The following is a 17,229-nucleotide window of genomic DNA, read 5'->3' as shown; positions in this document are numbered from 1 at the left end:
GGCCCTCCTTCGATAGCGCCGATCAGGCCGCCAGAGCGCGGGCGACCGCCTTGCGGATATCCGGCAGGGCGAAGGGTTTGGAGACGACATCGACGATCTTTTCCATCAGGTCGTCGGCGCGCTCACGCTGCTCGGCATAGCCGGTCATCAGCAGGATCTTCATGCCGGGGCAGGTCGAGGCCGCCTGATGCGCCAGCTCGATGCCGTCCATCACCGGCATGCGGATATCGGAGAGCAGCAGGTCATAAACGCCCTGCTTCAGTTTTTCCAGACCTTCGGCGCCGTCGGCCGCCTCTTCGGTCTCGTGGCCATCCAGGCGCAGCGCCCGGGCGACAAAGGTGCGAAGAGAGTCCTCGTCTTCCGTGATCAGAATTCTTGCCATGGTCTATGCTCCGTGGTCCGTCATGTTCCGAGACCGAAATCACCAGAATTCCGTTTGCGATCGGTAAACGACGGAGGTGCAATCCCGTCCCGTGGTTAACGGTTCGTCATCGCTGGAGCATATTGGGACAGTCTGTCGGAGCGCCGGATTAACCTGGAATCGGCGCCCGACGAAGCAAAACTATTCGTCGGCGTCGCCGGTCACTACGCCCACGAAGGGTAGCTCGCGGAAGGCATAGGCGACATCCATGCCATAGCCGACGACGAAATAATCGGGGCATTCGAAGCCGACATAATCGGCCTCCAGCTCTTCCTGGCGCTTGACGCTCTTGTCGAGCAGCACGGCGAGCGAGACGTTGCGGGCGCCGCGCTCATAGAGCAGTTCCTTGGCGAAACGCAGGGTCCGGCCGGATTCCAGGATATCGTCGACCAGCAGCACGTCGCGATCCCTAACGTCGCTGTCGATGTCCTTAACGATGCGAACGCCCTGGGACGTCGTGCCCGCGCCGTAGCTCGAGAGCGTGATGAATTCGACTTCCGGTGCAAGCCCGGTGTCGTGCAGCGCACGCAGCAGGTCGGCCGCGAAAATGAACGAGCCCTTGAGGATGGCGATGACGAGGAGATCCTTCGTCGGCCCGCTGGCGATCTGCGCCGCCAAAACCTTGTTACGCTCGGCGATCTGCTCGGCGGTGAAAAGCGGCTCGATATTCTTCCCGCGTACGACAGGCATTGATTGGCATGCTCCATGGCTGTGCTGCGGCACTTGTCCGCTGATCAAGCCCTAGCCCGTAGCACAATCACGAGAGCCGACACACCCCCTAAGGCATGAAGGAAAGCCGAACATCCGGCGTTTTTCCACCGGGATGCTGCAATCTGGTGGAAAAACCACGGCTTTCATGCGGCCCGATACGATCCACGGGCGGGTTCACCACGACGCTGGTCAGCAACCGATCGCCGGAGAAGATATCGGCGCGCACCGGCGACACTGTCAGCGTGGCGCCTGTCTGGTTTTCGATGATGCCGTTGACGGTCAGCACCCGCATGCCGTTCTCGTCGCGCGGCGTCAGCGTCACATGGGTAAATTGCAGCGGTTCCGACGTTGCCTGCGCCGGCGTGCCGGATAATCCGGAAAAGCCGCCGGCAAGACCGAAAACCAGGATCGCGAGCGCCGCGATCAGCGCCACGAAACTGCGCCGCGATGCCCGCTGCAGCCATCCCTCGGCAAGGCGCAAACCTGTCATCGCACGAACGTGAACGCCCGCCGGGACCAGCCGGGGCTGCGGTCTTGCGCGGCTGCCCTTCTCGTGATTGCCGTTGGCGCGGCCGGGAATGACGGTCACGAACTCGGCGTCGACAATATCCGGCTTCGATCCGAAACGGTGGGATAGTTGCGAAGCCGCTGCGCGTTCGGGCGGAAGCAGGTCATAGACCAGCCCCGCCTGCTGCCGACGGTGGCGAAAAGCACCCATGACGACCTCCCTTTCCGGTGATCCACATGGTTTCCACGCCCATCTGAATTCTGGGCATTGAAACGAATCCTGCCCAGTCGTAAATTTTAATGGTTAATGCTTCGCAAAGACCGCCATGAATGGGGCGCCTTCCCAGCAAAATTTACCGTCCGTTAACGCAATTGGTTAACAAGTCGCCTGATTGAACACCGCGGAAGACTGGACTGCCCGTTGATCCATTTTGAGAACGTCGGTTTGCGCTATGGCATGGGTCCGGAAATCCTCCGCGACCTGACCTTCGACATTCCGAAGAAATCGTTCCAGTTCCTGACGGGCCCCTCCGGCGCCGGCAAGACGACCTTGCTGCGCCTGCTGTTCATGTCGCTGCAGCCGACCCGCGGGCTCATCCGCATGTTCGACCGCGAAATCTCCTCAATCCCGCGCAACGAACTGCCGCTGCTGCGCCGCCGCGTTGGTATCGTCTTCCAGGACTTCCGCCTGCTGGACCATCTGACGACCTATGAGAACGTCGCGCTGCCCCTGCGCGTACGCGGCAAGGACGAAAGCTCCTATCGCAACGACGTGCTGGAATTGCTGAAATGGGTCGGTCTTGGCGAGCGCATCAATGTGCTGCCGCCGGTACTCTCGGGTGGCGAGAAGCAGCGCGCCGCCATCGCCCGCGCGCTGATCGACCGCCCGGAAATCCTGCTTGCCGACGAGCCGACCGGCAACGTCGATCCGCCGATGGCGCGACGACTGCTCAACCTATTTCTCGAGCTCAATCGCCTCGGCACGGCCGTCGTCATCGCCACGCACGACCTGACGCTGATGGATCAGGTCGAAGCCCGGCGCATGATCCTGTCGGGAGGGCATCTCGATATCTATGACTGAGCCCACACCCCGCAGGGGCCCCGCCAATGCGAGGGCTGCTGGCAACACGCAAAGACCCACGACCACGCCGCCCGAGAAGAGACGGCCGGAGATGCGCGTGCGCCCGACAGGGCCGATCGTGCCCTCCTCCAACATCCAGGGCAATGCGCTGATCGTCGTCATCGCCATCATGGCATTCCTCGCGTGCCTGACGCTCGGCGCCGTCAGCATGGTGCGCTCGACGGCGGCGAGCTGGGAGAGCCAGATCGCCCGCGAGATCACCATCCAGATCAAGCCGGACGACAATCTCGACATGGACAAGGCGCTTATCAGCGCCCGCGATATCGCGCTTGGCTTCGTCGGCACAAAGAGCGGCCAGATCGTCGACGAGGCGGCGACCGCCCGCTTGCTCGAGCCCTGGCTCGGCTCCGGCCTCGACCTTAAGGAACTGCCCGTCCCACGCCTAGTGATCATCACCATCGACGAGACGCACCCGCCGGATTTCGAGGCGATGCGCGGCCTTCTGAAGAGCGAGATACCGCAGGCGACGCTGGACGACCATCGCACCTGGGTCGATCGGCTCGTCTCCATGGCGCACACCACCGTTCTCATCGGCACCGGCATCCTGCTGCTGGTCTTCACCGCCATGGTGCTGACCGTTGTCTTCGCCACCCGCGGCGCGCTCTCGGGTAATCGCCATATCGTCGAGGTGCTGCATTTCGTCGGCGCCGAGAGCACGTTCGTCGCCACCGAGTTCCAGAAGCATTTTTTGAAGATCAGCCTGAAGGGCTCCGCCGCCGGCAGCGCGCTTGCCGCCCTGTTCTTCGCCACCGCTGGCCTTCTGCAACGAAGCACGATCGCCACGCCGCAGACCGATCAGGCGACCGCCCTCTTCGGTACGTTCTCGGTCGGCACCCTGGGCTATCTTGGCATTCTCGCGACCATGCTCATCATCGCCTTGCTCACCACAGTCACGGCGCGCTTCACCGTCATGCGTACGATCGACGAGATCGATTTGGTTCGTTCCGACCCAGGAAGGACCGAAAATGTACAGAATTGACGCTTTGGTAATTATTTTTTACGGTTCGATGGCCCGTTCCTTGCCGCATTTCGCGTATAATAACGAATCATGAGCATGGACCTGATGACTCGCAAGGCTGTGAGTTCTCAATCGTTGTGGGAGCGCTTCCACAGCGACAGGCCCGTGCGGCGCAGCTTTTTCCGCCGTTTTCTGCGCTGGGGCGGCTTCGCCTTCGTCTTCCTCGTCGCCATCGTTTTCGGCGGCTTCCTGCATTTTGCCGATTCGATCACCACGTTGAAGCCACCGCTGGAGCCGAAGGCGGATGCAATCATCGTGCTGACCGGCGGCTATCAGCGCATAGACCAGGCCGTGGAGTTGCTGCGCACCGGCGCCGGCAACCGGCTCCTGATCTCCGGCGCGCATCCGACGACGACGCCGTCGCAAATCCGCAAGCTGACGCAGAGCCCCGCCAACCTCTTCAATTGCTGTGTCGATATCGGCTACGACGCCATCGACACCATCGGCAATGCCCGCGAGGCGGCGAAATGGATCCACGCGAGAGGCTACAAGAGCATACTGGTGGTGACCAACAACTATCATATGCCGCGCAGCCTGGCGGAGCTTAAATATGTCGATCCGGCCACGGACTTCATTCCCTATCCGGTGGTCAATTCCGACCTCAAGACCAAGAACTGGTTCACGGATCCCAACGCGCTGCGTACCATGATCTATGAATACGCCAAGGTTCTTCTGGCTGGCGCCCGCAATATCACCGGTCTAGGGCGTCCGCTTGGCCTGCGCTCGCAAGAACAGAGCGACGATCCGGACTGAGATGCCGGGTAGCGCGTGGGCCGACTTTTTATTGACAGCGTAATCGTGTAGGCAAGGCTTCGGATGCTGGCGGAAGCCGGCGTATTGGGAAAGCCTTGATGATCACGCTGCGTTCGATCCTGTTCAATATCGCCTTTTATGCCAATCTGATCATTCGCATGATCGTGCTCACGCCGATCTATTTCCTGATGCCGCGCAAGGCCGCCTATGCGATCCCCAAGGCCTGGGCAAAATCCAGCGTCTGGCTGATGGAAAAGATCGTCGGCACCACCTTCGAGATCGAAGGCTTGGAGAATATCCCCAAAGGCAGCTTCATCTTCGCGCCGAAGCACCAGTCCTTCTGGGACACGTTTGCGCTGCTGCCCTATCTCGACGATCCGGTCTACATTCTGAAGCGCGAGCTGATGTGGATTCCGTTGTTCGGCTGGTATGCGAAAAAGCAGCGCATGATCCCTGTCGATCGCAGCGCCCGCGGCAAGGTGATGTTCGACGTGCTGAAACGCACGCGGGAGGAACTCTCGACCGGCCGCCAGCTGATCATCTACCCCGAGGGAACCCGCCGCCCGCCGGGCGCCGAGCCCGTCTACAAATACGGCATCGCCCGCATGTATCGCGACCTGGATATCCCGGTCGTCGCCGTCGCCATGCATCCAGGCCTGTTCTGGCCGCGCCGCACCTTCCGCAAATATCCCGGCCACTTCAAGGTCCGCATCCTGCCGCCGATCCAGCCGGGCATGGACCCGGACTCCTTCTTCGAACGGCTGGTCCAGGAAACGGAGAAGGCAAGCGACGAGCTGCTGGTAGAAACCATCGCCAGCAACCCAAATCTACCCGTGCCGCCGACAGCCGCACAGCGTCTGGCTGACATCGGTAAGGCCAAGGTGGCGGCAGCGGGTTAAGACGCTTCCCGCATCCGCTCGATCTCGCCGGCGACCTGCTCCAGCCATTGGTCACGAATGCCCATCTCGCGCAGATGCGCCAGCGTATTGAAGACATAGGCATCGTTCGGTCCGGATTGGCCGGCCGCCGATTCGACGATATGAGCCGCATCGATGGCGTCCAGGCCGCCGGCATATTGCCGGTGGTCGCGGTCAACAATATAGGCGACGGCGGTCACCCGCCGGCCATCGGCAAGGCGGATCGCCAAGGTCCTTTCCAGATAGACATGGGTAACCAGCTCGCGCTCGCGCAGATAGGTCAGCACCTCCTCCCATTCGGCGGCAGCCACGCGAAAGGCCATGCCGCGGCAGGAACCACCGCGATCGAGACCCAGCACCAGCCCGGGGCTTGCCTCCGTGCCGCGATGGACCCAGGAATGAACGCAAAGGGAGCGGCGATAGCCGAAAATCAGCGCCTCTGATTTTTCGACATGACTAAACCCCGGATTCCACATGAGCGATCCGTAGCCAAATACCCAAAATTCGTCCATATCCAACGCCAAATCATTGTGACCACATCAGTTCAACCATTGGAGAACAACATGGCAGCGTCAAGCCAGAGCGTCACATCCGGCAGAGGCAAAAGCATTTGGCTCATCGGATTGGGGCTGATCGTGATCCTTGCCGGGCTTTACACCGGCGGCTGGTACTATGCGACGACGATGGTGAGGGCAAATGTGCTGAAGGCGCTCGGCCAGCAGAACGACACCGGCATTTCAGGCCAATGCGCCGACATGACCTTCAGCGGCTTTCCTTTCTCGATCGGCCTCTCCTGCTCCAAGGTAAGCGTCGATAACCAGACCAAGGGCGTTTCCACCGCCTTCGGCAACCTCCAAGCCTCGGCGCCGGTCTATCAGCCGAACCATATCGCCTGGACGCTGAAATCACCGACGGAATTGCGCACCACGCAAGGCCTGACCGTCTCGGCCGCATGGACCGACCTCCAATCCAATCTCGTCGCCAAGGGTCGCGGCATCGAACAGAGCCAGACCGTCATCGACGGGCTGAAGGCCAGCATCGTCTCTTCCTCCACCGGCCAGAGCGCCGATGTGACTGCCGATCATACCGAGATGCATGCGCGCCAGAACGGCGACGATCTGGAACTGGCGATCGGCATCGAAAACGCCAACGCCACTATCAAGGATTTCCCGCAGGTACTGCCGACGGCATCGACAAGCGCCAATATTACGCTCAACGGCAAGGCCGGCATGCTCGACGGCAGCGACAGCAACGGTCTTCATGGTGCCGCCGGCGTGCTGCATCAGGCTGTCATCGATATCGGCGATGGCCGCGTCATGACCCTCTCCGGGCCTTTCAATTTCGATGATCAGGGCCTGCTGTCCGGCCAGTTCAAGCTGGAGATCAATCAGATCGGCCCCTGGGGCGATAGCCTAAAGGCAACGATCCCCGCCGCTAAGAATATCGTCAACACCGCCACCAAGCTGCTGAAGGCGCTCGCCAGCGGCGGCGACAAGGTCTCCGTCGACCTCACCGCCGATCGCGGCCGCCTTTCCCTCAGCGGCTTCATCCCACTCGGGAAGATCCCGCCGATTTGAGGATCAACACCTTCTCCCCAAGGGGAGAAGGCAAAAAACCGCTACTTCTTCCCATCCAGCGCGTGACGGCCAAAGTCCGGGGTATCGACATCCTGGCCAGCCTCGACGATCGAGCGGCGGATGGCGCGGGTGCGGCTAAAGAGTTCAAAGATCTTGTCGCCTTCGCCCCAACGGATCGCCCGCTGCAGGGAAGACAGATCTTCCGAGAAGCGCGCCAGCATTTCCAGAATGGCATCGCGATTGTGCAGGCAGATATCGCGCCACATGGTCGGATCGGACGCGGCCAGTCGCGTGAAATCGCGGAAGCCGGAGGCGGAATATTTGATCACTTCCGATTCCGTCACCGTCTCCAGATCGTCGGCCGTGCCGACAATGTTGTAGGCAATCAGATGCGGCAGATGCGAAACAATCGCCAGCACCTTGTCATGATGGGCGGCATCCATTTCGTCGACGCGCGAGCCGAGGCTTTCCCAGAAATGGCGAAGCCTCTTGATCGCCTGTTCATCCGTGCCGAGAATCGGCGTGAAGATGCACCAGCGGCCCTCGAACAGCCCGGCAAAACCGGCGTCAGGCCCGGACTTCTCTGTGCCTGCAATGGGATGGCCGGGGATGAAATGCACGTTGTCGGGCATATGCGGCTGCATCTGCGCGATGACCGAGGCCTTGGTCGAGCCGACATCGGTGACGATGGCACCGGGCTTCAGATGCGCGGCAATCTCCTTGGCGACGCTTTCGGAGGCACCGACCGGCACGGAGACGATGACGAGATCGGCATCCTTGACCGCATCGGCCGACGACGGCGTGTAGCGGTCGCCAAGCTTCAGTTCCTCGGCACGCTTCAGCGTCTCGGCGCTGCGCGTCGCGATCACCACTTCCTTGGCAAGGCCGAGGCGTTTGATATCATGGGCGATCGAAGAGCCGATCAGCCCGATGCCGATCAGCGCGATCCGGTCGAACTGGACGCTGCTCATGCCTTGCGACCCATAAATTCAGTCAGCACATCGATGAAACCGAGATTGGCCTCTTCCGTGCCGATGCTGATGCGCAGCGAATTCGGGAAGCCGTAAGACCGCACCGCGCGCACGATGTAACCGCGGCTGGTCAGGAAATCATCGGCCTCAGTCGCGCGCTTGCCATCGACATCAGGGAAGTGGACGAGGACGAAATTGGCGACCGACGGTGTCACCCTGAGGCCGATCGCCTCGAGCGCCTGCGTCACCTTGTCGAGCCAGAGCGTATTGAACGCCACTGCCTTTTCCGTGAAAGCCTGGTCACGAACGGCGGCAGCGCCAGCTGCAATGGCGCCGGCATTCATGTTGAACGGGCCGCGCACGCGGTTCAGCGCATCGATGATGTCGGCAGGCGCATAGACCCAGCCGACGCGCAATGCCGCCAGGCCATAGACCTTGGAGAAGGTGCGGGTCATGACGACATTGGGATTCGCGGAAACAAGCTCGAGGCCTGCCTCGTAATCGTTGCGGCGCACATATTCCGCATAGGCAGCATCGAGCACGAGGATGACATGCTTCGGGAGGCTCGCCTGCAAGCGACGGATTTCGCTGACCGGAACATAGGTGCCGGTCGGATTGCCCGGATTGGCGATGAAGACCATCTTGGTCTTCCCGGTGACGGCGGCGAGGATCGCGTCGACGTCGACCGTGCAGTCCTTTTCCTTCACCGTGACCGGGGTCGCACCGGCCGCCATGATCTGGATCTTGTAGACCAGGAAACCATGCTCGGTGATGACGGCCTCGTCGCCGGCGCCGAGATAGACATGGCAGAGCAGGCCGAGCAGCTCGTCGGACCCATTGCCGCAGAGGATATTGGCCGGGTTCAAACCATGGACATCGGCGATCGCCTGGCGCAATTCCTTGGCCTGCCCGTCCGGATAGCGTTCCAGATTCGTCGCCGTTTCCCGGAAAGCTTCGATGGCCTTGGGGCTCGCGCCAAGCGGCGTCTCATTGGAGGAAAGCTTGAACACCCGCGCCACACCCGGCGCATGCTCCTTGCCCGGCACATAGGCAGCGATATCGAGAATGCCGGGACGCGGGACGGGCTTGCTCATTTCCATGCTCATGGGATCGACCTTGGGAAGCGCCGGAAAAGACCGGCTTTAAACACCCCGTCGCATTAAAGCGGATTGACGAATTTGTCGAGTGTTTGCGCGGCGGGAGATGACGTCACACGCCGTCGCGCGTCGTCGGTATGCCGCGCGGCGCCAGCACCGGCACGAAGACGCGACGAGAGGCACGGACAGCAACCGGCAGGCCCTGATAGAGCCGCTTCTGCGCCTCGACGATGATGACACCGGAAAAGGCCGGCCAGAGTGTGCGCCCGACACGCTCGAAAGCACGCCTGAGGCTCAGGACCGTGCGCAGCTTCGAGGGCGGAAAGAGCAACGCTTCCGCTGTCGCCCCCGGCGTGAAATTGGTCTCGCGCAAAAGCGAGGTAAGCTGGCCACGCGAATAGGGCCGGCCGGAGCCGAAGGGCGTATGCTCCATGCGCGCCCAGACGCCCCTGCGGTTCGGCACGACGATGACAAGGCGGCCGCCGGGCGCCAGCACTCGCCACAACTCTTTCAGCGTCTCGCGCGGGCTCTCGGCGAATTCCAGCGAATGCACCATCAGCACCCGGTCGATCGAGCTGTCCGGCAGCGGCAGCTCCTCGTCGAAGATCAGCGCCGTCGAGGATGCCGAATCCATCGGCCAGTTCACCGCCCCCTGCCCCGCCGGCATGAAGGCGAAGGTCCGCTCGGTGTCGGCGCGAAAGCGGTCGAGATAGGGAACGGCATAACCGAGGCCGACAAGACGCTCCTCGGGTAGACGCGCCCAGATCGAGGACAGCGCCATGGTAATAGACTGCTCCGCCAAGCGACCGAGCTCGGAATGATAGAATTGGCGGAGGTCGACGATATCGGCGTGCATTGCCTCAAATGTTATCAGCCGAGCGTTGGACTTCAAGGCCGAACCGCCTACATTTCGAATCAACCCCCGTGAAATAAGGATGATGTCGACCATGAAACCTTTGGAATTAGAGGTATTTCTCTGCCGCTCCGATAATTTCGGCGTCCTCGTCCATGACCCCGAAACCGGCTATACCGCCTCGATCGACGCCCCGGAGGCCGGCCCTATTCTGGCGGCTGCCAAGCGCCGCGGTTGGACGATCACCCATATCCTCACCACCCATCACCACACCGACCATGTCGACGCCAATCTGGCACTGAAGGAGCAGTTCGGCTGCGAGATCATCGGCCCGATCGGTGAGGCCGTTGCCATTCCCGGTCTCGACCGCGCCTATGGCGACGGCGATAGCTTCGAGTTCGGCAATCATACCGTCGATGTCATCGAGACGCCCGGCCATACCGCCGGCCATATCTGTTACCACTTCGTCGATGACAAGCTGCTGTTTGCCGCCGACACGCTGTTCGCGCTCGGCTGCGGCCGGCTGTTCGAGCGCCCGGCAATGGACATGTGGGCATCGTTGCAAAAACTTGCCGTCTTGCCGGATGAGACGGCAATCTATTTTGGCCACGAATATACGCTGTCCAATGCCCGCTTCGCGTTGACGATCGACCCCGACAACGAACGGCTGAAAAGCCGCGCCGCCGATATCGAGGCGCTGCGGGCCGCGGGCAAATTCACCATTCCAACGACGCTGGCGCTGGAGAAGGAAACTAATCCCTTCCTGCGCGCCGCCGATCCGTCGATCCGCCGGCATCTCCTGATGGAAAGCCGCAGCAACGAAGAGGTCTTTACCGAGATCCGCAAGCGCAAGGATAATTTCTGATGCAGCCGCAAGAGATCATCGAGGCGCTGTCTATGCAGCAGCATCCGGAAGGCGGCTGGTATGTGCAGACATTCCGGGACGATCACGGCGGCGCGCGCGGCCATTCCACCGCGATCTACTACCTGCTGCAGGCGGGCGAACGCTCGCATTGGCATCGGGTGCACGATGCGGCCGAGGTCTGGCACTATTATGCTGGCGCACCGCTCGCCCTGCACCGCTCGGCCGATGGCAAGGCGAGCGAGACCGTCATCCTTGGCATTGACCTTCCGAAAGGCGAGCGCCCGCAGGCGATCATTCCCGCCGACTGGTGGCAATCCGCCGAAAGCCTGGGGGACTTCACCCTGGTCGGTTGCACGGTGGCGCCAGGTTTTGAATTTTCCAGTTTCGAAATGGCGCCCCCGGACTGGAAGCCCGTTTCGTCCTAAACATTTTACCATTCACCGACACGATAAGCGGCCCAGGACCGCTGCGTGCACCTGCCGCCTTGAAAAACCTTTGCGCTGTGTCAGCTTTACACCGGGAGAGACTATTGATTCATTCGGAGGAGGTTTTCTGGTGCGTTTGTTATTTCCCTTATTCATCGTGGCAGGCTGCGTCATGAGTGTTCCCGCCCTAGCCCTTGATGCCCCCGCCTCGCCGCCGGCGGATCGGCCATTGAAGGAATTCGTCACCTCCGTCGAAAAAGACGGCTCGATCACCTTCCGGCTCTATGCCCCCTCAGCTAAGGCCGTGTCCGTCGTCCTCGGCTCGCGCGATCCAGTCGCGCTGCAACGTAGCGACGATGGCGTATGGAGCGCCAAGAGCGAACCGCTGAAACCCAATCTCTACGAATATTATTTCAACATCGACGGCTTCCGCAGTATCGACACCGGCGCCAATGCGCCCAAGCCGCAGCGGCAGGTAAACACCAGCCTCGTTCTGGTGCCCGGCAGCATCCTCGACACCCGCAATGTTGCGCATGGCGACCTCAGGCTGGTGACGCTGCATTCCAAGGCGCTGAATTCCGAGCGGCAGATGTATATCTATACGCCGCCCGGCTACACCGATGCCTCAAAGCCGCTGCCGGTCGTCTATCTCTATCACGGCTTCGGCGACACGGTCGCCTCCTGGGTAACGCAGGGCCGCGCACCGCAGATCCTCGACAATCTTCTGGCGGAAAAGAAGATCGAGCCGATGATTGTTGTCATTCCCGACACGGAAACCGATATTCCCGATGCAATCGCCGAAAACTTCCCTGGCGCCGACCGCCGCAAGAATTTCTATCCGATCAACGCCGACGCAGCCGACCGGGAGCTGACCCAGGACCTCATCCCCTACATGAAGAAGCACTATCGGGTGCGCGACAATGCCGATGGGCGCGCCGTCGTGGGCCTGTCGCAGGGCGGATATCAGGCGCTTGTCTCCGGCCTCTCGCATCTCGGCACCTTCGGCTGGGTTGCGACCTTCAGTGGGGTCTCAACGACCACCGTGCCGAACAAGGCCGTCGATGCCGCGCTGAACGATCCCGCCAAGATCAACAAGGCGCTGCGCGGCTTCACGGTGACGGTCGGCTCGAAGGACCAGGTCACCGGCAAGGACATTGCCGGGCTCAAGGCAACCCTGGACGAAAAGAAGATCGCCCACGACTATCACGAATATCCGGACCTCCAGCATGAGATGGATGTCTGGCGGCCATCGCTGGTAGCGTTTCTCGAGAAAGTCTTCAAGAAATAGCAACCAGGCTTGGGGCGTTTAAACTACGCCCGTTCCGCCACTTCCGCCTGCGCCGCCCCACCACTATCGCGGCGCAGGATCATCCGGTGCGCGGCCAGAACCGCGCCGCCGGTGACCAGCAGGCAAGCAAGCGCAATACCCCAGCTCGGCTCGGCAAAGCCAAAAAGGGTCAGGATCAGCGTCGACAGCAGCGGAGCGGCATAGCTCGCAGCACCGAGAATCTGGATATCGCCGTTCTTGACACCGTAATCCCAGGCGTAGAAGGCCGCTCCCACCGGAAAGAGCCCGAGCCCGAGCACCGCAGCCCACTGCGACGCCGTTTCCGGCCAGACCGTGTCCTCCAGACCGAGATGGCAGACCAGCGAAAGTGCAGAGGTTACAAGGCAGAAGATGGTGACGACATCGGTCGACACCGCCTCAAACCGGCGGGTGATCAGCGAATAGCCGGACCAGGTGAAGGCGCAGAGGAAGGCAGCGCCATAGCCGATGGCGTAGGCGCCCTCGAAATGAAATCCGTTGCGGCCGACGATCAGCACCGTGCCGGCAAGCCCCATCAGCGCGCCGACCATGTGATACCAGCGCAGCCGCTCGCCCGGCAAAAGTGCCGAGCCGACCACGATCAGCAGCGGCCAGAGATAGGCGATCAGCCCGGCCTCAACCGCCGGTGCCTGACGCAGCGCCGTAAAATAGAGGAAATGATAGCCGAACAGCCCGGCAATGCCGGTAATCCACACCTTGGCCGGCTGGCGCAGCAGTTGCAGGCGTTCAGGCTTCAGCGCGAGAACGACGATGCCGGGGATACTGCCGATGGCAAAACAGATGGCGAGCAGCTGAAACGGCGGCATCTTGCCGGACGCAACCGTCAGCAGCGCCAGAAACGACCACATTAGGATGGCCGTGAACCCCGTCAATGTCGCTCGAAACTTCACCCCTGCCCCCACGGTCTGTTGCGGCGGGCGTCAGCATCGAAAGCCCGCTAGCTGCCGTATTTCACGGCAGTGATCGTCACGGTCCCATATTGCGTCGGGATGCGGACGTAAACCGGAGCATATACATTCATGACCTCGGCCTTGGCAAACCAGATCTCCATCCCGTCGCTCTTGGCGAGATAGAGATAGTCCTTACGCGTTGACTTGTAGCCGCTCTTCGGCGTGAAGCGGACGCCGCAGGCGATCGTCTTGCCCTTGAAACCATCCGTCGAGAAGGGGTGCGACCCCTTCGGCGACAGTTTCAAATCCATCCGCATTTCGCCGTCGAAGACGGACAGCGTCTGGTTGCAGAGGTTGAGATTGGGGGTCGCCGGGAAAATCATGCCGGAAATCGGGTCAAGAACCGATTTCAGATCGCCGCCGCCAAGCGGAATCCAGCTCGCCGGCCGATTCGGTTCCGGCGTGATGCTGTTCGAGGTCACATTGCCGTCGGTATAGGCGACGTCATAGGTGCGCTCCCGTTTGCCACTCTTGTAGTAGAGCGTGTAATGCGTCGCCTGCAGCCTGTTGTCGCCGACCACGCCGGTCACATCGGTTCTCGCATCAATCGAGGTAACGAGATCGGCAAGACCGGATGAGGTAATATCGCCTCGGATGGTGAACTGCTTGTCCTTGACCTCGGTCTTGAAATCCGCCCTCGCGATCGGAAGACCGGCAAGCGACACGCGGTATTGGGTCTCATGCCGCACCGGATCGGCCGATGCCGACAGGGGCATCGACGCTACCAGGGCCGAAACAAAGAGCCACTTCCGAAAATGAATCATCACCGAAGCCTTCAACAAACAACAAAGAGCAGGCAAGATATATAGGCGCTTTATGTGCTCACTGCGACCACCAGAAAATAGCAGCTTTTTGACGGAATTGCGGGAAAGCTCAAGGTTTGGCTTGACGCGGACGGCTGCTCTGACTATAGAACCGCAACTTTCCAATTATGGCCTGTTGGATTGCGCGCTGGGTTTTGCCCGGAACGACTTTTCAGCGGCCGAGAAAAACAAAAGTAGGTGTTCCATGTCCCGCATGTGCGAATTGACCGGCAAGGCCGTCCTCGTGGGCAACAATGTCAGCCACGCCAACAACAAGACCAAGCGTCGGTTCCTTCCGAACCTCTGCCAGGTCACGTTGATCTCTGACGTTCTTGGCCAGCGTTATCGTCTGCGCGTTTCCGCTGCAGGCCTCCGTTCGGTCGAGCATCGTGGCGGCCTCGACGCTTTCCTTCTGAAGGCCAGCGAAAATGAGCTCAGCCAGCGTGCGCGCCTGCTGCGTCGCCAGATCATCAAGAAGACTGCCGAAGCCGCTGCTGCCGTAGCCGCTTAAGCTTTAGCACGTCTGACTAGCATACGGGCTGAGAGGCTTGCACGGATCATCTCCGGGCAAGCCTTTTCCCATGTCCGGTTTTCACTCCAACTGGTGGCATCTCCCAGGATAAAAAAATGCTTATGAAATCGCGCCATACCTTGATCTACGTTCTGCTGATGACGCTTGTCGTCGTCGCTTCGAACATCCTCGTGCAGTATCCGCTACAGGCGACGCTTGCCGGCATCAATCTTGCCGACATCCTGACCTGGGGTGCTTTCACCTATCCCGTTGCCTTCCTGATCACCGACCTGACCAATCGCCAGTTCGGGCCGAAGGCTGCGCGCAAGGTGGTGTTCGCCGGCTTCGTCGTCGGTGTCGCACTCTCCTTCGTCACCGCCCAGCCGCGCATCGCGATTGCCTCCGGCTCCGCCTATCTCGCCGGCCAGCTTCTCGACATCTCCGTATTCAACCGCCTGCGCCGCATGGCGTGGTGGCGCGCGCCGCTGTTCGGCTCGCTGATCGGCTCGATGCTCGACACCCTGATCTTCTTCTCCTTCGCCTTCGCGCCGTTGTTCGTCTTCTTCGGTCCGAACGATCCCTTCGCCATCGACTGGGCGCCGATTCTTGGCGTGTTTTCCACCTCCGCTCCGCGCTGGATCTCCTGGGCGATCGGCGATTTCTCGGTGAAGGTGACGGTCGGCCTCATCATGCTGCTGCCCTACGGCGCGCTGATGAACATGCTGAAGCCGATCCCGCAGGCGCCGACTGCGTAGGCATCAGCCACAATAGGCCGATGGAAGCCCGCGCAAGACGCGGGCTTTTTCAATTTTGGCTGACCAGCCTCTCGTCGTGCAGCCGGAATTCCAGCATCAGGCTTCGCTGCAGGATCGAATGATTGTCGTCGGAGACCATGATCAGATGGATCGTGCCGTCGGCCGCGCGGAAGGCGTCCAGCCCTTCCATATTGTCGATCTGGTAACTGGAATTGGCCTCGAAGATGACGGTACCGTCCACGATCGCGCCCGGCCTGATATCGCTGCCGGCAACACGGCGGATACGCACGCCGATACCATGCGCCAGATCGAAACGCCGCTCCAACAGCAACAGATCGCCATCCGGCAGAAACACGCCGTCGCTAGCGTCGAAGTCGTCGCTATGTCTCACGGTGAAGCGGCCCTTCAGCGGCCCGTCCAGGATCGCCGCCAGCATATTGCCCTGATCATCCAGGCTGTCCTCCGCGACGATCACCGTAGCGCCCGCAAGCGGGCTCGATTGTGGTGCTATCATCAAGGCTTCGAGGCTACGGTTGGCGCGCAATTCCTTTCTCGGGATGAGAATCGGAATGCTGCCATCGGGCGGCGATGTCTCGAAACCGGAATCGGGATAGGCATCGACCCGGTGATACTGCTCATAGCTGACGAGCACATGGTCGCCCTTAAGCGCCAGCCCCTCCGCGTCCATCGCGCCCTTGCCGGCATCCGTCATACCGCGGCGATCGATCATCGGCATGATGCGCGCATCGGCGATGCCCTTCAGCCTGCCATCCTCGTCGCGCTCGATGGTTCCCGTCAGCCAGTGACCGGTATCCAGCACCGAGATGAAACGGCGTTGATCGGGACGGAAACGGATGGCGGAGATGGCGCCGAGAAGCGGATTGCTCGAGCTAAGCTCAAGACCGCCCAGGAATTCGAGCGCGCCAAATCGGGTCAGCCCGGAACCGGGCTTGAATGCGGAGATCGCCGTCGCGTGGATCTCCGGCGTATCCACCGCGGCGCAGCCGGCGAGCAGCATCACAAGCATGGTCGCGCGGCAGAAACGTTTCATGGGCTCTCACGGGGCCTACGGAATCAGGACGGCTATCGGTAAGCGCACCGGCCGAACGGCCGATGCTGGAAACAAGCCTAAGGCGTTCAGCTTGCGCGGCGCATACGCGAGCGCGGCTGGCTCGCTTGGTCCTCGAACAGCGAGGCAAGCTGCTCGGTCATGGCGCCGGCCAGCTCGTCGGCATCGACGATCGTCACGGCGCGACGATAATAACGCGTGACGTCATGGCCGATGCCAATCGCCAGGAGTTCCACCGGCGAGCGCGTCTCGATCTGCTCGATCACGGCGCGCAGGTGCCGTTCCAGATAGTTGCCCGGATTGACCGACAGCGTCGAATCGTCGACCGGAGCGCCGTCCGAGATCATCATCAGGATACGGCGCTGCTCGCGGCGGCCGAGCAGGCGGTTATGCGCCCAGATCAGCGCTTCGCCATCGATATTTTCCTTGAGCAAGCCTTCCCGCATCATCAGGCCGAGATTGGCGCGCGACCGGCGATAGGGCTCGTCAGCGGATTTGTAGATGATGTGGCGCAGGTCGTTGAGGCGGCCCGGCGTCTGCGGCTTGCCGCCGGCGAGC

Annotated in this window: 21 protein-coding genes; 10 read left to right on the top strand and 11 right to left on the bottom strand. The window is 61.3% G+C overall.

The window, feature by feature from the left end; translation table 11 throughout:
• Positions 1-22 precede the first annotated feature (22 nt).
• The 3 genes from PMI03_RS12625 to PMI03_RS12615 all read right to left on the bottom strand — a co-directional run bounded on the left by PMI03_RS12625 (position 23) and on the right by PMI03_RS12615 (position 1,850).
• Complete coding sequence (locus PMI03_RS12625) at positions 23-382, bottom strand: response regulator (RefSeq protein WP_007693627.1); 360 nt, start codon at positions 380-382, stop codon at positions 23-25.
• Between the two features lie 180 nt (positions 383-562).
• Complete coding sequence (gene hpt / locus PMI03_RS12620) at positions 563-1,111, bottom strand: hypoxanthine phosphoribosyltransferase (protein ID WP_007693625.1); 549 nt, start codon at positions 1,109-1,111, stop codon at positions 563-565.
• A gap of 88 nt (positions 1,112-1,199) precedes the next feature.
• Positions 1,200-1,850 carry a hypothetical protein gene (locus tag PMI03_RS12615; protein WP_007693623.1) on the bottom strand — a complete coding sequence of 217 codons (651 nt, stop codon included), beginning with the start codon at positions 1,848-1,850 and terminating at the stop codon, positions 1,200-1,202.
• Positions 1,851-2,060: 210 nt separating this feature from the next.
• Between PMI03_RS12615 and ftsE the strand changes: the two genes are divergently transcribed.
• From ftsE to PMI03_RS12595, 4 genes are all read left to right on the top strand, one after another.
• Complete coding sequence (gene ftsE / locus PMI03_RS12610; RefSeq protein ID WP_007693621.1) at positions 2,061-2,720, top strand: cell division ATP-binding protein FtsE; 660 nt, start codon at positions 2,061-2,063, stop codon at positions 2,718-2,720.
• Positions 2,713-3,759: an ABC transporter permease gene (locus PMI03_RS12605; RefSeq protein WP_081500805.1), complete on the top strand. Its 1,047-nt coding sequence runs from the start codon at positions 2,713-2,715 to the stop codon at positions 3,757-3,759. The genes ftsE and PMI03_RS12605 overlap by 8 nt, the downstream gene beginning before the upstream one ends.
• Positions 3,760-3,843: 84 nt before the next feature.
• The gene (locus PMI03_RS12600; RefSeq protein WP_007693617.1) at positions 3,844-4,551 is read left to right on the top strand and encodes a YdcF family protein; all 708 of its coding nucleotides are present in this window, start codon (positions 3,844-3,846) and stop codon (positions 4,549-4,551) included.
• A gap of 98 nt (positions 4,552-4,649) precedes the next feature.
• Entirely contained in the window at positions 4,650-5,450 is an 801-nt protein-coding gene (locus PMI03_RS12595; protein ID WP_007693615.1) for a 1-acyl-sn-glycerol-3-phosphate acyltransferase, read from the top strand.
• Here PMI03_RS12595 and PMI03_RS12590 read toward each other — a convergent pair.
• A complete protein-coding gene (locus PMI03_RS12590) occupies positions 5,447-5,980 on the bottom strand; it encodes a gamma-glutamylcyclotransferase (RefSeq protein WP_039973909.1) in 534 nt (177 codons plus the stop codon). The genes PMI03_RS12595 and PMI03_RS12590 overlap by 4 nt on opposite strands.
• Positions 5,981-6,031: 51 nt before the next feature.
• Between PMI03_RS12590 and PMI03_RS12585 the strand changes: the two genes are divergently transcribed.
• Entirely contained in the window at positions 6,032-7,045 is a 1,014-nt protein-coding gene (locus PMI03_RS12585) for a DUF2125 domain-containing protein (RefSeq protein ID WP_007693613.1), read from the top strand.
• Positions 7,046-7,086: 41 nt separating this feature from the next.
• Here the strand turns inward: PMI03_RS12585 and PMI03_RS12580 are convergent, their stop codons facing one another.
• The 3 genes from PMI03_RS12580 to PMI03_RS12570 all read right to left on the bottom strand — a co-directional run bounded on the left by PMI03_RS12580 (position 7,087) and on the right by PMI03_RS12570 (position 10,005).
• Positions 7,087-8,016 carry a prephenate/arogenate dehydrogenase family protein gene (locus tag PMI03_RS12580; RefSeq protein WP_007693612.1) on the bottom strand — a complete coding sequence of 310 codons (930 nt, stop codon included), beginning with the start codon at positions 8,014-8,016 and terminating at the stop codon, positions 7,087-7,089.
• Positions 8,013-9,122 (bottom strand): histidinol-phosphate transaminase, encoded by a 1,110-nt coding sequence (gene hisC / locus PMI03_RS12575; RefSeq protein ID WP_007693611.1) that lies wholly within the window; start codon positions 9,120-9,122, stop codon positions 8,013-8,015. Before hisC ends, PMI03_RS12580 begins: the two co-directional genes overlap by 4 nt.
• 103 nt (positions 9,123-9,225) lie before the next feature.
• Positions 9,226-10,005, bottom strand: a complete 780-nt coding sequence (locus tag PMI03_RS12570) for a class I SAM-dependent methyltransferase (protein WP_007693610.1) — start codon at positions 10,003-10,005, stop codon at positions 9,226-9,228.
• Positions 10,006-10,060: 55 nt separating this feature from the next.
• Between PMI03_RS12570 and gloB the strand changes: the two genes are divergently transcribed.
• From gloB to PMI03_RS12555, 3 genes are all read left to right on the top strand, one after another.
• Positions 10,061-10,831, top strand: coding sequence for a hydroxyacylglutathione hydrolase (gene gloB, locus PMI03_RS12565; protein ID WP_007693609.1), 771 nt, complete (start codon positions 10,061-10,063; stop codon positions 10,829-10,831).
• Complete coding sequence (locus PMI03_RS12560) at positions 10,831-11,256, top strand: cupin domain-containing protein (RefSeq protein ID WP_007693608.1); 426 nt, start codon at positions 10,831-10,833, stop codon at positions 11,254-11,256. Before gloB ends, PMI03_RS12560 begins: the two co-directional genes overlap by 1 nt.
• A 172-nt stretch (positions 11,257-11,428) precedes the next feature.
• Positions 11,429-12,544, top strand: a complete 1,116-nt coding sequence (locus tag PMI03_RS12555; RefSeq protein ID WP_309574366.1) for an alpha/beta hydrolase-fold protein — start codon at positions 11,429-11,431, stop codon at positions 12,542-12,544.
• A gap of 23 nt (positions 12,545-12,567) precedes the next feature.
• Here the strand turns inward: PMI03_RS12555 and PMI03_RS12550 are convergent, their stop codons facing one another.
• Both PMI03_RS12550 and PMI03_RS12545 read right to left on the bottom strand, forming a co-directional pair.
• Entirely contained in the window at positions 12,568-13,473 is a 906-nt protein-coding gene (locus PMI03_RS12550; RefSeq protein ID WP_007693606.1) for a DMT family transporter, read from the bottom strand.
• Between the two features lie 47 nt (positions 13,474-13,520).
• Positions 13,521-14,297, bottom strand: coding sequence for a DUF3108 domain-containing protein (locus PMI03_RS12545; RefSeq protein WP_007693605.1), 777 nt, complete (start codon positions 14,295-14,297; stop codon positions 13,521-13,523).
• A 244-nt stretch (positions 14,298-14,541) separates the two neighbouring features.
• Here PMI03_RS12545 and rpmB point away from each other — a divergent pair, with 244 nt between their 5' ends.
• A complete protein-coding gene (gene rpmB / locus PMI03_RS12540) occupies positions 14,542-14,847 on the top strand; it encodes a 50S ribosomal protein L28 (protein ID WP_007693604.1) in 306 nt (101 codons plus the stop codon).
• A gap of 116 nt (positions 14,848-14,963) precedes the next feature.
• Positions 14,964-15,602 (top strand): queuosine precursor transporter, encoded by a 639-nt coding sequence (locus PMI03_RS12535; RefSeq protein ID WP_007693603.1) that lies wholly within the window; start codon positions 14,964-14,966, stop codon positions 15,600-15,602.
• A gap of 49 nt (positions 15,603-15,651) precedes the next feature.
• On the opposite strand, the gene PMI03_RS12530 is transcribed toward PMI03_RS12535, so the two are convergent.
• Positions 15,652-16,653: an esterase-like activity of phytase family protein gene (locus PMI03_RS12530; RefSeq protein WP_007693602.1), complete on the bottom strand. Its 1,002-nt coding sequence runs from the start codon at positions 16,651-16,653 to the stop codon at positions 15,652-15,654.
• 86 nt (positions 16,654-16,739) lie between these two features.
• Positions 16,740-17,229, bottom strand: a 490-nt coding sequence (locus tag PMI03_RS12525) for a cobaltochelatase CobT-related protein (protein WP_007693601.1), incomplete at its 5' end; no start/stop codon positions are given.

This window comes from Rhizobium sp. AP16, assembly GCF_000281735.1.
Classification (GTDB): Bacteria; Pseudomonadota; Alphaproteobacteria; order Rhizobiales; family Rhizobiaceae; genus Rhizobium; species Rhizobium rhizogenes.
The sequence above is the reverse complement of the archived record's forward strand: the minus strand, read 5'-3'. Positions and strand labels throughout refer to the sequence as shown.

What these genes read in the sequence shown, in the direction of transcription:
- PMI03_RS12625 (WP_007693627.1), bottom strand. Translation starts at nt 382, where the DNA reads ATGGCAAGAATTCTGATCACGGAAGACGAGGACTCTCTTCGCACCTTT.
- hpt (WP_007693625.1), bottom strand. Translation starts at nt 1,111, where the DNA reads ATGCCTGTCGTACGCGGGAAGAATATCGAGCCGCTTTTCACCGCCGAG.
- PMI03_RS12615 (WP_007693623.1), bottom strand. Translation starts at nt 1,850, where the DNA reads ATGGGTGCTTTTCGCCACCGTCGGCAGCAGGCGGGGCTGGTCTATGAC.
- PMI03_RS12605 (WP_081500805.1), top strand. Translation starts at nt 2,713, where the DNA reads ATGACTGAGCCCACACCCCGCAGGGGCCCCGCCAATGCGAGGGCTGCT.
- PMI03_RS12600 (WP_007693617.1), top strand. Translation starts at nt 3,844, where the DNA reads ATGACTCGCAAGGCTGTGAGTTCTCAATCGTTGTGGGAGCGCTTCCAC.
- PMI03_RS12595 (WP_007693615.1), top strand. Translation starts at nt 4,650, where the DNA reads ATGATCACGCTGCGTTCGATCCTGTTCAATATCGCCTTTTATGCCAAT.
- PMI03_RS12590 (WP_039973909.1), bottom strand. Translation starts at nt 5,980, where the DNA reads ATGGACGAATTTTGGGTATTTGGCTACGGATCGCTCATGTGGAATCCG.
- PMI03_RS12585 (WP_007693613.1), top strand. Translation starts at nt 6,032, where the DNA reads ATGGCAGCGTCAAGCCAGAGCGTCACATCCGGCAGAGGCAAAAGCATT.
- PMI03_RS12580 (WP_007693612.1), bottom strand. Translation starts at nt 8,016, where the DNA reads ATGAGCAGCGTCCAGTTCGACCGGATCGCGCTGATCGGCATCGGGCTG.
- hisC (WP_007693611.1), bottom strand. Translation starts at nt 9,122, where the DNA reads ATGAGCATGGAAATGAGCAAGCCCGTCCCGCGTCCCGGCATTCTCGAT.
- gloB (WP_007693609.1), top strand. Translation starts at nt 10,061, where the DNA reads ATGAAACCTTTGGAATTAGAGGTATTTCTCTGCCGCTCCGATAATTTC.
- PMI03_RS12560 (WP_007693608.1), top strand. Translation starts at nt 10,831, where the DNA reads ATGCAGCCGCAAGAGATCATCGAGGCGCTGTCTATGCAGCAGCATCCG.
- PMI03_RS12555 (WP_309574366.1), top strand. Translation starts at nt 11,429, where the DNA reads ATGAGTGTTCCCGCCCTAGCCCTTGATGCCCCCGCCTCGCCGCCGGCG.
- PMI03_RS12545 (WP_007693605.1), bottom strand. Translation starts at nt 14,297, where the DNA reads ATGATTCATTTTCGGAAGTGGCTCTTTGTTTCGGCCCTGGTAGCGTCG.
- rpmB (WP_007693604.1), top strand. Translation starts at nt 14,542, where the DNA reads ATGTCCCGCATGTGCGAATTGACCGGCAAGGCCGTCCTCGTGGGCAAC.
- PMI03_RS12535 (WP_007693603.1), top strand. Translation starts at nt 14,964, where the DNA reads ATGCTTATGAAATCGCGCCATACCTTGATCTACGTTCTGCTGATGACG.
- PMI03_RS12530 (WP_007693602.1), bottom strand. Translation starts at nt 16,653, where the DNA reads ATGAAACGTTTCTGCCGCGCGACCATGCTTGTGATGCTGCTCGCCGGC.